Origin of the sequence: Bacteroides faecium (genome assembly GCF_012113595.1) — a bacterium.
Taxonomy (GTDB): Bacteria; Bacteroidota; Bacteroidia; order Bacteroidales; family Bacteroidaceae; genus Bacteroides; species Bacteroides faecium.
Map to the genome: position 1 here is coordinate 1,948,346 of NZ_CP050831.1, position 16,408 is coordinate 1,964,753.

General features: G+C 42.1%; 11 protein-coding genes. 9 read left to right on the top strand and 2 right to left on the bottom strand.

The window, feature by feature from the left end:
* Window positions 1-5: 5 nt before the first annotated feature.
* Window positions 6-1,073 (bottom strand): M20 family metallo-hydrolase, encoded by a 1,068-nt coding sequence (locus BacF7301_RS06850; protein WP_167961431.1) that lies wholly within the window; start codon window positions 1,071-1,073, stop codon window positions 6-8.
* 110 nt (window positions 1,074-1,183) lie between these two features.
* Between BacF7301_RS06850 and BacF7301_RS06855 the strand changes: the two genes are divergently transcribed.
* A complete protein-coding gene (locus BacF7301_RS06855; protein ID WP_167961433.1) occupies window positions 1,184-2,995 on the top strand; it encodes an AMP-dependent synthetase/ligase in 1,812 nt (603 codons plus the stop codon).
* A gap of 96 nt (window positions 2,996-3,091) precedes the next feature.
* On the opposite strand, the gene BacF7301_RS06860 is transcribed toward BacF7301_RS06855, so the two are convergent.
* Window positions 3,092-6,010 carry a M16 family metallopeptidase gene (locus tag BacF7301_RS06860; protein ID WP_167961435.1) on the bottom strand — a complete coding sequence of 973 codons (2,919 nt, stop codon included), beginning with the start codon at window positions 6,008-6,010 and terminating at the stop codon, window positions 3,092-3,094.
* 99 nt (window positions 6,011-6,109) lie between these two features.
* On the opposite strand from BacF7301_RS06860, the gene prfB reads away from it, so the two are divergent.
* The 8 genes from prfB to BacF7301_RS06900 all read left to right on the top strand — a co-directional run bounded on the left by prfB (window position 6,110) and on the right by BacF7301_RS06900 (window position 16,400).
* Window positions 6,110-7,226 (top strand): peptide chain release factor 2 gene (prfB, locus tag BacF7301_RS06865; RefSeq protein ID WP_167961437.1). Its coding sequence is split into 2 segments (ribosomal slippage): window positions 6,110-6,172 and window positions 6,174-7,226, totalling 1,116 coding nucleotides; the frame shifts between segments, so codons are not numbered across the junction.
* A 449-nt stretch (window positions 7,227-7,675) separates the two neighbouring features.
* Window positions 7,676-8,728, top strand: a complete 1,053-nt coding sequence (locus BacF7301_RS06870) for a porin (RefSeq protein ID WP_167961439.1) — start codon at window positions 7,676-7,678, stop codon at window positions 8,726-8,728.
* Between the two features lie 133 nt (window positions 8,729-8,861).
* Window positions 8,862-9,329, top strand: coding sequence for a CYTH domain-containing protein (locus BacF7301_RS06875; protein ID WP_167961441.1), 468 nt, complete (start codon window positions 8,862-8,864; stop codon window positions 9,327-9,329).
* A 55-nt stretch (window positions 9,330-9,384) separates the two neighbouring features.
* On the top strand, window positions 9,385-10,677 hold the full coding sequence (locus tag BacF7301_RS06880; RefSeq protein ID WP_167967134.1) for an MgtC/SapB family protein: 1,293 nt from the start codon (window positions 9,385-9,387) through the stop codon (window positions 10,675-10,677).
* A gap of 406 nt (window positions 10,678-11,083) precedes the next feature.
* Window positions 11,084-12,319, top strand: a complete 1,236-nt coding sequence (locus tag BacF7301_RS06885) for a DUF3575 domain-containing protein (protein WP_245208395.1) — start codon at window positions 11,084-11,086, stop codon at window positions 12,317-12,319.
* The gene (locus BacF7301_RS06890; RefSeq protein ID WP_167961445.1) at window positions 12,319-13,692 is read left to right on the top strand and encodes a hypothetical protein; all 1,374 of its coding nucleotides are present in this window, start codon (window positions 12,319-12,321) and stop codon (window positions 13,690-13,692) included. Before BacF7301_RS06885 ends, BacF7301_RS06890 begins: the two co-directional genes overlap by 1 nt.
* Window positions 13,679-15,061, top strand: coding sequence for a fimbrillin family protein (locus BacF7301_RS06895; protein WP_167961447.1), 1,383 nt, complete (start codon window positions 13,679-13,681; stop codon window positions 15,059-15,061). The genes BacF7301_RS06890 and BacF7301_RS06895 overlap by 14 nt, the downstream gene beginning before the upstream one ends.
* A 46-nt stretch (window positions 15,062-15,107) precedes the next feature.
* A complete protein-coding gene (locus BacF7301_RS06900; RefSeq protein ID WP_167961449.1) occupies window positions 15,108-16,400 on the top strand; it encodes a fimbrillin family protein in 1,293 nt (430 codons plus the stop codon).
* Window positions 16,401-16,408: the final 8 nt, after the last annotated feature.

Genomic DNA, 16,408 nt, shown 5'->3' on the forward strand with positions numbered 1-16,408 from the left:
TGTGGCTAAATCAGAAGTCCGTCCAATAACTCCAGATAGATTCCGATAGCTTCCTCTATCTCTTTCAGCATGATATATTCCTCTGCCGTGTGCGAGCGTGAAGAACGTCCCGGTCCTATTTTTACCGATGGAAAGGACATTAATGCCTGGTCGGACAGGGTGGGAGAGCCGAATGGAACGCATCCCAATTTTACCGCTTTCTGTACAAACGGATGCTTCTCGTCAATTCGTGAAGAATTGAGGCGGAATGAACGTGCCTTGGCATCACAAGAAATATGTTTCTTGATTTCGGCAAATAGTTCTTCGTTGGAATAAAGCTCATTGCTGCGAATATCAACTACGAAAGTGCATTTGTCGGGAACTACATTATGTTGCGTACCTGCATTGATTACAGTCACACTCATTTTTACAGCACCCAGCAGTGGGGATTCTTTTTCAAAATGATAATCGCGGAACCAGGCAATATCGTTCAATACCTTATATATAGCATTGTCTCCTTCATTGCGTGCCGCATGTCCGGCTTTGCCTGTTGCGGTAACGTCCAATACCATCAGCCCTTTTTCGGCAACGGCAGGTTGCATCTCCGTCGGTTCGCCTACGATGGCAAATGAAATAGGCGGAAGTCCCGGCAGTACGCTTTCAATTCCGTCTTTACCTGAAACTTCTTCTTCGCAGGAAGCAAGGTAGATGAGATTATACTTCTGCGAAGTGCGACATAGTTGCAGGAACACCTGTAATAAAGAGACAACGCTGGCACCGGCATCATTGCTTCCCAAACCATACAGTTTGCCGTTTTCTTCACGCGGAGTGAACGGGTCTTTCCGCCAGCCGTTGACAGGTTTCACCGTGTCAATGTGAGAGTTAAGCAGGATAGTCGGTTTCTTCAGGTCGAACATCGGGCTGAGGCACCATACATTGTTTCCCTTGCGTCCGGTCTGCATGCCTGCCATTTCAATATAGTTTTGCAGGAAATCCGCAGCCTGAGTCTCTTCCCGGCTGATTGAGGGAATGCTAATTAATGATTTGAGCAGGCTTACAGCCTCTGTTGCCATATACGGAATATCATATTTCATAGTGCAAATCTTTTATCTATTACCATAATATTTGCACAAAGATAGTCGTTTTGCGCAATAGTTTCAAATAAAACTAATACCTTTGTACCATATTTACTAATACAAAGAGTATGACTTATCATCATTTATCTGTCTTAGTCCATCGTCAGGCTGAAAAGTATGGCGACAAGGTAGCTCTGAAATACCGTGACTATGAGACAGCACAATGGATTCCGATTACCTGGAATCAATTCTCCGGAACAGTGAAGCAGGCTGCCAACGCATTTGTGGCACTGGGAGTAGAGGAACAAGAAAATATTGGAATCTTTTCGCAGAATAAGCCCGAATGGTTTTATGTAGACTTTGGGGCATTCGCCAACCGGGCTGTTACCATTCCGTTCTATGCAACCAGTTCTCCGGCTCAAGCGCAATATATTATCAATGATGCACAGATACGTTACCTTTTTGTAGGTGAACAATATCAGTATGATGCTGCTTTCAGTATCTTTGGTTTCTGTTCTTCTTTGCAACAGTTGATTATCTTTGACCGTTCGGTGGTGAAAGACCCTCGTGACGTATCGTCTATCTATTTTGATGAGTTTATGGCGATGGGAGAGGGACTTCTGCAAAATGATGTGGTGGAAGAACGCACGGACCGTGCTTCTTATGATGATTTGGCGAATATCCTCTATACATCCGGAACAACGGGTGAGCCGAAAGGAGTAATGCTTCATCATTCCTGCTACCTGGAACAATTCCATACACATGATGACCGTCTGACTACGATGTCCGATAAGGATGTATCTATGAACTTCCTTCCCTTGACTCATGTGTTCGAGAAAGCATGGTGTTATCTCTGTATCCATAAGGGAGTGCAGATTTGCATCAATCTTCGCCCGGCGGATATTCAGACAACCATTAAGGAGATTCGCCCAACACTGATGTGCAGTGTTCCCCGTTTTTGGGAAAAGGTATATGCAGGTGTGCAGGAGAAAATAAATGAAACGACAGGTGTGAAGAAAGCGTTGATGCTCGATGCTATCCGGGTAGGTAGAATCCATAATTTGGATTATCTGCGTCAGGGTAAGACTCCGCCGGTGATGAATCAACTGAAATATAAGTTCTACGAAAAGACTATCTATTCTTTACTGAAGAAGACTATCGGCATTGAGAACGGTAACTTTTTCCCGACAGCCGGTGCTGCCGTGCCCGATGAAATCAATGAATTTGTTCATTCGGTAGGCATTAATATGGTAGTTGGCTATGGACTGACAGAGTCTACGGCTACTGTATCCTGTACGTTGCCGGTTGGTTATGATATTGGTTCGGTAGGTGTTGTATTGCCGGGAATTGAAGTGAAGATTGGCGAAGACAATGAGATTCTGCTCCGGGGTAAAACTATCACGAAAGGGTATTATAAGAAAGCGGAAGCTACGGCTGCCGCCATTGAACCCGATGGATGGTTTCACACAGGTGACGCGGGATATTTCAAGAATGGCCAGCTTTTCTTGACGGAACGTATCAAGGACTTGTTCAAAACATCGAACGGTAAGTATATTGCTCCGCAGGCTTTGGAAACGAAACTGGTTATCGACCGCTATATTGACCAGATTGCCATTATCGCCGATCAGCGTAAGTTTGTCTCTGCTCTGATTGTTCCTGTGTATGGATATGTGAAAGAGTACGCAAAGGAGAAAGGCATCGAATATAAAGATATGGCTGAGTTGTTGCAGCATCCCAAGATTGTAGGTCTGTTCCGTGCACGGATAGAAACTTTACAACAGCAGTTTGCGCATTATGAGCAAATCAAACGTTTCACTTTGCTTCCCGAACCGTTCAGCATGGAACGTGGAGAGCTGACTAATACGTTGAAGCTGAAACGCTCGGTTGTTTCTGAAAATTATAAGGATATAATTGAAAAGATGTACGAAGAAAACGTGTAAAGCGATAAGGCATAAATGATAAACGGTGAACAAGGATGCGAAATAATGCAGCTTGTTCACCGTTTGGCGTTTATTGATTAGTTGTTTCTTTTCTTTTTAATAGCCGAAGATTTGTTTCTGTGTCAGTTCTTCAATAGGACCGATTGTCTTCAACTTATCCAGTTCCAGGTCTTTTTTGTCTCCCAGGATGCAATAAACATAGGTACGTCCTTTCACCCATTGCTTTTGGAAATCGGCGATGTCTTTCAATGTCATATTTTGCACATCATTGTAAAGCTTGATACGCGGGTCTACACTTTGTCCCAAATCCTGTGCGTCGATATAACTCCAGATAATATCACCTTTGATGATGCGGTCGGTGCGCATCCGGTTGATTAATCCGTCTTTGGCTAGTTTGAAGGCAGCTTCTGATTCCGGCATATTGTTGATAATGTCGTTGAATGTATTGACGGCATCAATCATCTTGTCGTTCTGTGTCGCAATCTGCGTACGTAATACGTACGGGTATTTCAGATAGCTTGGCGCCATCATGCCTGCCCAGGCTGAATAAGCCAGTCCGCGTGTCTCACGCATTTCCTGAAAGACAATGGAGTTCATTCCGCCGCCGAAATATTCATTGTACAATTCGCGGACAGGTTCGATGGCCGGATCGTATTTCTTATCCAGATTGGAGATTTGCGCCATATATATCTGTTTGGCGTCATAAGGAGCTATCAGGACTTTAGTAGCCGGAGTTTCAAGATAAGGATATTCATTTCCGGCGGGAATGTCTTTCAGGGTTTCCGGAACCTGATGATGTTGGTTGATGATAGCCAACAGGTCTTTGCTACTGCTAGGACCGTAATATAGGATGCGATGCTTATAGCTGTTCTGATTGTGAATCCGGTCTACCAATTCTTGCGGATTCAATTTAGTCAGCTCTGCTTCTGTCAGTAAGTTGGTAGTAGGAGAATCAGGACCGTACATGGCATAGCTCATAAGGCGTGAGAAGTTCTTCCCTTGATTTAGCTTTTCATCTGCGCGGGCTTTCAATATGTCTCCTGCCATACTAATATAAGCTTCCTGATTGACTTGTGCATCTGCCAGTAACTTCTCGAACAGTTGCATGGCATCGGGCATATTCTCGTTCAGGCCGGAAAGTACAACGTAGGTACGTTCGTTGCCCGGAGATACGAAGAAAGTACAGGCCAGGCGATAGAATTCGCTTTTCAGTTCTTCCGGTGTCATGTCGGAAGTTCCGAGGTATTCGAGATAGTCGAAAGCGGTACCTAAAGCTTTGTCGTGGTTATTGCCCATGTCGAAGACGTAGATTAGTTGGAAAAGGTCGTTGGTGACATTCTGTTTATAAAGAATGGGGATGTCTGACTTTGCGGTCAACTGGTTCAGGTCTTTCTTAAAGTCGAGGAATACAGGTTCGATGGGTTGCACGGCGCTTTCTTGTATTTCTGCAAGGAAGGGACTCGCTACATCCCGGTTGGATATGATAGGAGTAATCTCCGGTTTCGTCATCTTCTTTTCGTTCGGATCTTTTCCCTGTTTTTTGTAGATGGCGGCATAATTATTTTCTTTGAGATATTTGTTGGCGAAGGCTACGATATCCTCTTTGGTCAGTTTGGACATACGGTCGATGGCGTTCACTTCGTCTTTCCAGTCCGTTCCGTTGATAAATGAACTGACAAACATATCGGCACGTCCTTCATTGCTTTCCATGCTTTGCAATTGGGCAAGTTTGAAGTTGTTGATATTGGCTTCCAGCATCTTGTCGTCAAAGTCTCCGGTACGGAGTTTATTGATTTCTTTCAGCAGGAGGTCTTTTACTTCGTCTAGCGTCTGACCTTGCTTGGGAAGCCCGCCTAATAGCAATACCGAATAATCTGCCAGTCCCATCGGGTAACCGTAGCTGTTCAATACCTTTTGTTGTTGGTTTAGGTTCAGGTCGATAAGTCCTGCCGTACCGTTATATAATACTTGCGAAACTACTTGCAAGGTTTCAAAATCCTTGTCGGATGCGCCGGGGAATCTCCATGCCAGTGCAATACTTTCAGCATCGGGGCCTAATACATCCTTCACAACCGGTTGGCTGATAGGCTCTTCTTTCGGCAGATTGAGTTTTGGAAGTTCGGGATTCGGTTGCTGTCGGCCGAAATATTTGTCGATTAGGGCGATTGTCTTCTCCGGGTCTAAGTCGCCGGACATACAGATAGCCATATTATTGGGCACATACCATTGTTTATAATAGTTCTTGATGTTGGTGATAGAAGGATTCTTCAGATTCTCTTGCGTACCCAGTACCGTTTGCGTTCCGTATGGATGCTTTGGGAAAAGAGAGGAGAAGATGGCTTCCTGCACTTTTTCGTTGTCACGGGTGAGCGACATGTTTTTCTCTTCATATACAGCTTCCAGTTCCGTATGGAAACCACGGATAACATTGTTCTCAAAACGGTCGGACTGAATCTTTGCCCAGTTTTCTATTTGGTTGGAAGGGATATCTTCTTGATAAACAGTCTGATCATACCATGTATAGGCGTTGCTTCCGGTAGAACCGATGGCAGCCATCAGTTTGTCGTATTCATTGGGGATAGCATACTTGGATGCTTCGTAAGAAAGGCTGTCGATGGTGTGGTAGATAGCCTTGCGCTCTGCTTCGTCCGTAGTCTTGCGGTAAATTTCGAATTGTTGCTCGATGGCGTCCAGCAGTGGTTTCTCGGTCGCGTAGTCTTGTGTGCCGAATTTGTCTGTTCCTTTGAACATCAGATGCTCGAAGTAATGAGCAAGTCCGGTCGTTTCGGCCGGGTCATTCTTTCCACCCACTCGTACGGCGATAAATGTTTGAATGCGTGGAGTTTCCTTGTTTACGGTAAGGTAAACTTTTAGTCCGTTGTCCAGTGTGTAAATGCGGGCTTTTAGCGGGTCATAGGGCACTGTCTCGTAGCTGTACTTCTCTGGTGCGCTACAACTGCCGATCACTAATGCGAGGAGAAGTGAGAAGCATGAAAGCTTTAGTCGTTTGTTCATAATGTGATAACATTTTAGTATCAGAAACAAAGGTAGCGGATTTTTGCTTATCTTTGTGCCCGATATCAGAAATTTGTAAATAATAAAATTCTAAATCAAATGATTACTATTGAACAACTTAAAGACGTGAAAGAGCGCACTGATGCGCTGAGGAGGTATCTTTGACGTCGACGGGAAGAAAATTCAAGTCGAAGAAGAACAATTAAGAACACAAGCTCCGGGATTCTGGGACGACCAGAAGAGAGCTGAAGCTCAAATGAAACTGGTGAAAGACCTGCAAAAGTGGATTGACGGCTATAATGAAATCAAGACGCTGGCAGATGAACTCGAACTGTCATTTGATTTCTATAAGGAAGAATTGGTGACTGAGGAAGATGTGGACGCGGCTTATGCGAAAGCTTACGAAGCTGTGGAAGCACTCGAACTCAAAAATATGCTTCGTGATGAAGCCGACCAGATGGCTTGCGTGTTGAAAATCAACTCCGGTGCCGGTGGTACGGAAAGTCAGGACTGGGCTTCCATGCTGATGCGTATGTATCTGCGCTATGCCGAGACAAATGGTTATAAGGCTACCATTGCCAACCTTCAGGAAGGTGACGAGGCGGGAATTAAAACCTGTACAATCAATATCGAAGGAGATTTTGCTTACGGTTACCTGAAAGGGGAAAACGGTGTGCATCGGCTGGTACGTGTTTCTCCATATAATGCACAGGGGAAACGTATGACTTCTTTTGCCTCTGTATTCGTTACTCCGTTGGTGGATGACAGTATTGAGGTGAATATTTTGCCTGCCAATATCTCGTGGGATACCTTCCGAAGTGGTGGTGCCGGTGGGCAGAATGTGAACAAGGTAGAATCCGGTGTTCGTCTGCGTTATCAGTACAAAGACCCTTATACCGGCGAGGAAGAAGAAATCCTGATCGAAAATACCGAAACCCGTGACCAACCGAAGAACCGTGAGAATGCAATGCGCCAATTACGCTCTATCTTATATGATAAGGAGTTGCAGCACCGCATGGCTGAACAGGCAAAGGTGGAAGCCGGCAAGAAGAAAATCGAATGGGGCTCGCAGATACGAAGCTATGTGTTTGATGACCGACGTGTGAAAGACCATCGTACCAACTATCAGACTTCGGATGTAAACGGAGTGATGGACGGTAAAATAGAAGACTTCATCAAAGCTTATCTGATGGAATTCTCTTCACAGGAATCATAAAAAGCAAAATTAGCGAGTGTTATTTTTGGAAAGTTAAAAGAATTGTTCTTACTTTGTTAGCGTTGAACTTTAAAGCTAACTATTATGGGTAAGAGTAAGAAAAAAACAGCGATAAGTAAGAAGGAAGAAGAGAAAGCCCAGAAAGTTGTCAAAATAGTATTCGTCTCATTAATTATTTTGGCACTGATTATGCTGATCGCATATTCCTTTTTCGGCTGATTGATTCACTACAGATTATAGAGATTATGCAGAGAAACTGAAACGGTTACGTCTCAGTTGTTGAACACTCCGGCAAATCATATAATCTGTGGTGAATTTTGTTTTGTAATGCTTCTGTAACCCATGTAACGGGAATGTAACTTTTCTGTAATTCATCCGTATTCAAATTGTCATTTTTGTGTATCCTCACAGTTGTACTTTTGCCACGAATTAAGTAGCAAACAACTGAAATGAGTAGAATCACAACAACAGTCGTTACACTTCTGTTAGCGACAGCGGCCTTCGGGCAGGCCAAAGAAGATGCCGGGGATGGCAAGAAACTGGAGATGGAAACAATGGAATTTAAGGATTATCTGCCCGAAATTCATGGAACAATCCGGGGGAAATACGAATTCCAGACGGAAACACAGGAAAGTCGTTTCGAAGTACGTAATGCGCGTTTCAGCGTTTCGGGGAATGTGCATCCTTTGGTGGCTTATAAAGCTGAAATTGATCTTTCTGACGAGGGTTCTATCAAGATGCTCGATGCATATGCGCGTGTCTTTCCACTGAAAGACCTGAATTTTACAATAGGGCAGATGCGTGTTCCTTTCACGATAGACGCCCATCGTTCTCCTCATCAGCAATATTTCGCCAACCGTTCGTTCATTGCCAAGCAAGTGGGTAATGTGCGTGATGTCGGTTTTACTGCTGCCTATACAAATAAAGGCGGTCTTCCTTTTATTCTTGAAGGTGGATTATTCAACGGTTCCGGTCTGACCAATCAGAAGGAATGGCATAAGACACTGAATTATTCGGTGAAAGCACAGCTATTACCTAATAAAAATTGGAATGTAACGCTCAGCACCCAAATGATAAAACCGGGAGAGGTGCGGATTAATATGTACGATGCCGGTATTTATTATCAGAACAATCGTTTTCATATTGAAGCGGAATACTTATATAAGATGTACGGGCATGAAGCTTTTAAAGATGTACATGCTGTGAATAGTTTCATTAATTATGATTTACCGTTAAAGAAGGTGTTCAATAAGATTTCCTTCCTTGCCCGTTATGACATGATGACGGACCATAGTGACGGTAAAATGGATGAGGATGCTAAAGCTTTGATAATCAATGACTATGCCCGCCATCGTGTGACAGGCGGAATCACATTAAGTCTTTCTAAAGCTTTTATAGCCGACCTGCGATTGAACTTCGAGAAGTATTTCTATAAGAAGTCCGGCATACCTAAAGAATCGGAACAGGATAAAATCGTAATTGAATTTATGACGAGGTTCTGAAATAAGTTGAGAGTTGAGAATTGAGAGTTGAGAATGAAGATTTAAAACATTGTAGTTTTCTGGTATGAGGTGTGAGGTACTAAACTATCATTTTTTAATTCTCAATTTTCAATTTTTAATTTATCTTTGTGCCATGGCACAAGAAATAGAACGTAAATTTTTAGTTTCTGGAGAATTCAAGCCTTTTGCATTTGCGCAGAGCCGTATCGTACAAGGGTATATCAGCAGTGCTCGCGGGAGAACTGTCCGGGTTCGTATTCGAGATGATAAAGGGTATCTGACTATTAAGGGCGCTTCCAATGCTTCCGGCACCAGTCGCTATGAGTGGGAGAAGGAACTTCCTTTATCTGAAGCGGAAGAGTTGATGAAGCTTTGCGAACCGGGTATCATTGATAAGACCCGTTATCTGGTACGTAGCGGCGAACATCTATTCGAAGTTGACGAGTTCTATGGTGAGAACGAAGGGCTTGTTGTGGCGGAAGTAGAGCTTGAATCGGAGGATGAAGCATTTGTGAAACCTGACTTTATTGGTGAAGAGGTTACAGGAGATATACGCTATTACAATTCCCAGTTAATGAAAAAACCGTATAAAACGTGGTGAGCGTTAACAAATAAACCGTATATTTGTTTTTATCTAAAAAGAGCAATATATGGATATGGAACAGTTGTACAATTATGTGCCGCGGGAATTGGTCACTTTTATTCTGGTGACCTTGTTTTCTTTATTAATCGGACTCTCACAGCGTCGGATTAGCTTGAAGCGTGAGGGAGAAACTACTCTTTTCGGAACCGACCGTACTTTTACTTTTATAGGTATATTGGGATATTTGCTCTATATACTGGATCCTACGGACATGCGTTTGTTTATGGGTGGCGGTGCAGTGCTGGGTTTACTGCTGGGGTTGAACTATTATGTAAAGCAATCCCAATTCCATGTCTTTGGCGTTACCACTATTATCATTGCCTTGATTACTTATTGTATGGCTCCTATCGTAGCCACCCAGCCTTCCTGGTTCTACGTTATGGTAATAGTAACAGTGCTTCTATTGACTGAGCTCAAACATACCTTTACCGAATTTGCCCAACGAATGAAGAACGACGAAATGATTACGTTGGCGAAGTTCCTGGCTATCAGTGGTATTATATTACCAATGCTTCCAAACAAGAATTTGATTCCCGATATAAATCTGACTCCTTATTCTATCTGGCTGGCAACAGTCGTGGTATCCGGTATCTCCTATCTTTCATACTTGTTGAAGCGGTATGTGTTCCATGAATCCGGAACTTTAGTATCAGGTATTATTGGTGGATTGTACAGCAGTACGGCCACTATCTCTGTACTCGCCCGTAAGAGCCGGAAAGCTTCGGCGGAGGAAGCTACGGAATACGTTGCTGCCATGTTATTGGCTATTAGCATGATGTTCCTGCGTTTTATGATACTAATACTTATCTTTAGCAGAGAAATCTTCCTTACCATTTATCCGTATCTGTTGATTATGTCGGTAGTGGCTGCTGTTGTGGGATGGTTTATTCATTCCCGGCAAAAACGCCCGGAAGGTCAGCCTGCTACAGAAGACGATGATGATAGTAGTAATCCGTTGGAATTCAAAGTGGCATTAATTTTTGCCGTACTTTTTGTAGTCTTTACTATTCTGACTCATTATACATTGGTCTATGCCGGTACAGGCGGACTGAATCTTCTTTCTTTTGTATCCGGCTTTAGTGATATCACTCCTTTTATATTAAACCTGTTGCAGAATACGGGTAGTGTTGCCGTACTGATTATTACTGCTTGTAGTATGCAGGCTATTATCAGTAATATACTGGTAAACATGCTTTATGCACTGTTTTTTGCAGGAAAGGGAAGTAAGCTCCGTCCCTGGATTTTGGGAGGATTCGGAGTGGTGATTGGCTGCAATCTTGTTTTGTTACTGTTCTTTTATCTTTAAGAAAAAGATTGTCATATCATTCTTTTGCTAATTTATTCTCTTTCTTTATATTATGATTTTTTGGACGGAAATAGTGCAAAAATAAAGAAGTTTTGATTTGTATTTTAAATTTCTTTATATTAAATCTTCGATTTTATTTGTTATATTTAGGCATTTGCCATACATTTGCAGCCAGAGTAGCATTGTATTAGGGAACAATGCGGACAAATAAACAAAAATAAGGGCGCAAACGCGGATTATGGGAAATGAGGGCGAACATAATGCTTTCCTTGTACAAGGAAAGCTGGTGTTATTTATAGGAAAATGCGTAAGAAAGGGGAAATATAATGGAACGAAAATACTGTATTGTATTTTATTTTCTTTATTTTTCTTATCTGGAGTGGAGTGTTATGCTCAATCTCCAACTATGCGTAAAAAGGCAGTAGAGAACAAAGATTCAATCATGCCTTTCAAGTCTCGGCTGGCATTTAAGACAAATGCGGTCGATTGGCTTGTGTTATTACCTAATATTACTGCCGAATTCGATCTATTCGGCTCTCCTTATAAACATTACACATTGAGTCTTGGCATAAAAGGTAATTGGAGTACCTCTCAAAATTACAAGCCAAGTATTGTTTATAATCTGTTCGATACTCGCTTGGAGTTTCGGAACTACTTTCGTACTACTCAGCGAAACTTCCATCATTTGGACTCAGCCAGTTTTTTTCAGCGTTTAAAAGAAGAGGTGTTTACAATCAAACGTTTCCATCCCCGTTATTGGCGTGCCTACTATTGGGGAGTATATGCCGATTACGCTAACTATAATTTTAAGTTCGGCAAGCGTGGTATGCAGGGTTCTGCTTTGGGACTTGGTGTATCGGGAGGGTTTAGTATTCCTTTATACGGCTATCGTGACAATTTTGTAGATTTGGAATTAGGTGCTAGTGTAGGATTTGTATATACTAAATATGATGCTTATCGGCATGATGAAGAAAGTAATTGTTATCCCCGTTTGCCTGAAAAGAGCAAGGGTGGGCATTTGGTTCCATTCCCGGTCGTTAGTGACTTGCGTGTGGCATTTGTCTATCGTTTTTCGACTTCTGTCAAGAACAAATATAAGTTGATAGATTACGATAAAATCAATGCGCGTGCGGAAGCTAAACGACAAAAGCAGTTGCGACGTGACTCTATTGGTGAGGCCAGGACAAAGATTAAAGAACTGAAAAAGCTACAGAAAGATTCTTTGGATTTGGCTAAGGACTCTTTATCGCAAATAAAGGATTCGCTAAAGAAGCAGGACAAATTAATGAAAGATTCTTTGGAACAAGTCCGTAAGCTTGACAAAGAGCAGGCTAAGTTGATGAAGGACTCTTTGGAACAAGTTCAAAAACTAGAGAAAGAACAGGCCAAGCTAATGAAAGACTCTTTGGAGAATGTTGCCAAAGAAGAAAAGAAGCGTTCGAAAGAAAAGAAAAAAGATAAAAGAATAGAAGAAGGTGTGGAAACACCGGAGATAAAAGAACAATCCCCAGATGAACAGCAACCTGTTCAGGAGAAGCAGTCTACGGAGCCAGAGTCGTCTGATCCGCAGGCTGTGACTCCACCATCTTCAGGAAGTCGGGAGGATAATCCGGAAACTACAAATATGGGAGGTGAAGAATGATGAAAGCAACTACTAATATATATCAGATCATATTTGCGTCATTATTGCTGGTCGGTTGTACGAAAGTGGATTTATGTGACGAGGGAACACATCCTCATGTGGTGGATGGTTTTTCTGTAACATACGATTGGAGCGGTTTAGAATTGTCGGATGATGAGACACCGGAACGTCTGTATTTCGTGGCAACCCGTATTTTGAATACCCGCCATATGGTTTATCAAACGAATAAGGATGGACAATTTTGGGTTGAAAAAAGTGAAGAAGAAAAAGAACCGGAAACTACTCCGGGCGATAGTGGCCCAGAAACTCCCGGAGATGATAATAAGCCTGCAACTCGTGATGATAATGTTACCGAAACACCTGATGATGATAATACGGAACCGGGAGGCGAATACCAGCCTGATATTAAACTTCCTGGTGGAGAATACTTTATGATGGCTTTTACTGACCCGAGATATCCTAAACTCGAAGAGAATAAGAAAAAACTGGATGAGACGGGTAAGGCTATGCTAGACAAGGATGGCAATCCGATAATAGATAAAATTCAAAGGGAGGATGATAGGGTTGAATTAGTTAATTTGGATAAGTTTACTGCAGATGAGGCTATGCCCGTGAAGCAGATTGTGATGCGTCATGCACCTGTAGAACCGGATGAAGTTAAAGAGGTATTGGTCGGAAACCGGAAATGGGCGGATTTAAATCCTGGCATTGGTTACGTAAAGGATGCTGGTCGTAAATTGTTGGTGGCTCGTCGTGATTATCTAGAATTGGATGCTGGAAAGAATTATGTGCAGCCCTTTAATTTTAACTCCCTTACTCAGCATGTTAAAATTCAGTTCACGGTTCAATTGCTGCCGGATGAGAATGAAAATCAGCTTACTGTAGAAGATTTTGACGCTATATTTCTAGAGATGGCGGGTATTGCGCCGGAAGTGTCTATATCTACAGGCATATTGAATATTGAAGAGTTGACAAGGGTGGTTGTTGAAGTGACTGAAAAGGAAGTTACCCAATCTGTGGAAGACAATAAGCCTGTCACCACTCTTTCATGCACAGCGTTTTTGAATGTATTTGGGTTGATAGGTAATGTAGATAGTTATACGATTACAGGACCGGGTGTTTGTAATATCGTACTATATCCTATTGATAAGAATAAGACACCTTTCCGTGCAAAGGCGAATCTGTCAAAACAGATTAAAGAACAAGCGATTACGGCGGAGACGGGGACAGTGAATGAACGAAGAAAGACGAAAGATGAAGTCTCGCTGATAGTTAGAATTCCTTTTCGTATTGTTGGAGAAAATCCGGAGAAGGGCGGTGATGGTATAGAGGGTTGGATACCTGCGGATGATGATATTTATGAAGATATATAATGGAATGATGAGAAAGGAGCAGATAATATATATGAGGATTAAGCGCAACTTATTGATCGGATTCTGTTCGATGCTGTTGTTTAATTGTTCCGGAGAGACGTATGTCGGTGAATTGTCGACAGATGATGATGCGCCTTTAGTGGAGCCAGTCCCAATCTTATTGAGCCTAGGCATGTCTGACTTTCAGATACTGACCCGTGGTAGCGGGGAAGTCAATAATGGCAATGATGCGACTTTTTGGGACAATGTGAGATTTTTTGTATATGCTTTCAATCAGGATCCGGAAACGGATTTATCCAAACCTTGGAGTGAGGCGAACGAAGATAATTGTTTGTTGGACGGGTATAGGAGCGGTGGAGCGAATACGCAGACTTCTGATTATGGGAAAGAGGTGGGGGTAAAGAAAGAGGATTCCAATTTGATGCTCTTCTATCCGGATGAGAGTTCTCAGAAGATCTATTATAATATGAAGAACACCAATCTGCCTTATAACTTCTTTGCTTATTATTTGGATGATTGGAAGAGTGAGTGCCATCGTGAGAAAGATCATATTTATTATGATGTCAAGATAGATGGTCGTAGGGACTTTATGTCTGCTATGGCGAATCCTGAGGTTCAGAAAGATAAATACGAAGGTAATCCCTATCGGGATAAAATTATGGAACGTGCATTTAGTGCATATTCCGCCAATCATGGATTAAATCCGGTATTTCAGTTAGAGCATCATTTGGTCCTTCTGCGGTTCGTGGTATGTAGGCCCGATGAGACTTCCGATGAATATGGGACAACGATACCCGAATTAGATCCCGATTTAATGGTAAAAAAAATCGAAATAAGATCAAAATTGAAAGGGCGTTTTACTGTAGCGGTAAGTGACCCTGCAACAAGTGATGAAACAAAACCGAAAAGAGGGATCTCTTTTGATGTTGACAATCAGGAATATCTGTATTTTGAACTGAAAAAGAAGAATGGAGACCTAATTGGAGATGACGGATGGTGTCGGGTGGCTGAGTGTCCTAGATATACTAAAGAGGATATAACGGATAAGGATAAAAAGTATAACCGTTTCGTTCTTGGCAAAGACGATGAAAAAAATGATCGTGATAGTGGTACAAGTCTACTAGTGGCACCTGCTGATTCTTATTGGGCAAAAATTAGCTTGAGTATAGAAAAAGAGGGTTGGAATGAGACACCATATAACACGGTGGATGTAGAGCTGAAAAACAAAGAAGGCAAGGATGTTTTTAGTGCAGGGAATGTATATACTATTTATTTGACAGTTAATAGTTTGTCTGATATTAAATCTACTGTGGAGGCAGGAACATGGTCATTAGGAGGCGATGTTAATCTTACTCCGGATGATGAATGAAAAATGTGAAACTTAAATATTTGTATTAATTTAAATTGTGTGATTTATGAAACGATTTTTTCTTTATGCAATGATGGTAGCCGGAGCGTTGGCATCTTGTTCACAGAGTGAGAATGGTGATTTACCGGAAGGCGGTTCTGAGAGTTCAAAACCTGATGCGGATAAAATTTTAATTTCTGCCGTTTCTCCTTCTGTATCTGTAAATGTTACTAGAAGTTCAGGTACTATTGGTGCCGATGGAACTACTCTTAACACCGGGTGGAGTGGTCAAGAGTTGTATGTCTTTGGATATCGTAAGGAAGATGGTGTAGCCCAAATTACGACCGATGCCAATGACTGGGTTTTTAATAGCCAATATCAAAAGGCTATAGCTCAAAAAGGGGCTGATGCTACTCCTAATTCAACAACACTTAAGTGGGTCGATGCCGCTACTGGTAGTGAAGATGCAACATTGTATTATCCTCGTTCTAATTATTATGATTTCTTTGGATATTATGCAGATGAAGCAAGTAGCGTTGATAATGTTGCGATAGCTAACGGAACCGCTTCTGTTCCTTTTGTAATTACAGGGGCTGAAGATTTGATGATTGCGAAAACGGCACCGAGTAGTGATGTGGTTGCAGCAGATAAATTGTTTGGCTCATATGCGGCCCGACACGGAGTTCAGCCGATTATGACATTTGAACATCAATTGACCCGTTTAGTTTTTAAAGTCGCTACTCCAGCTCCTGTTAATCCTGCTAGTCCAACAGAAACGGAATTGAAAAATATAGAAGAAGCGAAAAATGTGTATGTAAAATCAATCGAGATCGAATCGAAAACTACTGGTAACTTGATTTTTGCGTATACTGCTCCTGACGTTGATCCGCTTGCTTGGACTAACAATGATAGATCATTCTTGTCTCTAAAAGAAAGAAATGCAGGAGTAATGCAAGACTTGAATACAGGTATAACTATTCCTAGTTTGCCTGAATCAAAGGATGAATTTACAGGAACTTTAGGAAAATATGCAGCTTCTGAAAGTGGTACGTTGGTAGGAGAAGCTTTGTTAGTAGAACCGGATGCATCAGAATATCAAATGAAAGTGACTGTGATGCAGTACTACGACGGTAGTGGTAAATTGATTCCGGAAGCCCGCCGTGAATATGAATATCCTTTAGAGAAGACAAAACTGCTTGCTTCTGCGGTAACGGGTGGGGCTGGTGCTACTACTACATTCAAAAGATCTCATTCTTATAACATCACTATTACAGTATATGGTGTACAAGATATCAAGATTACTGCTCAGTTAGGAGATTGGATATTTGGTGGTGACCTGCCAGTAGATCCGGAAATGTAATTAATAAA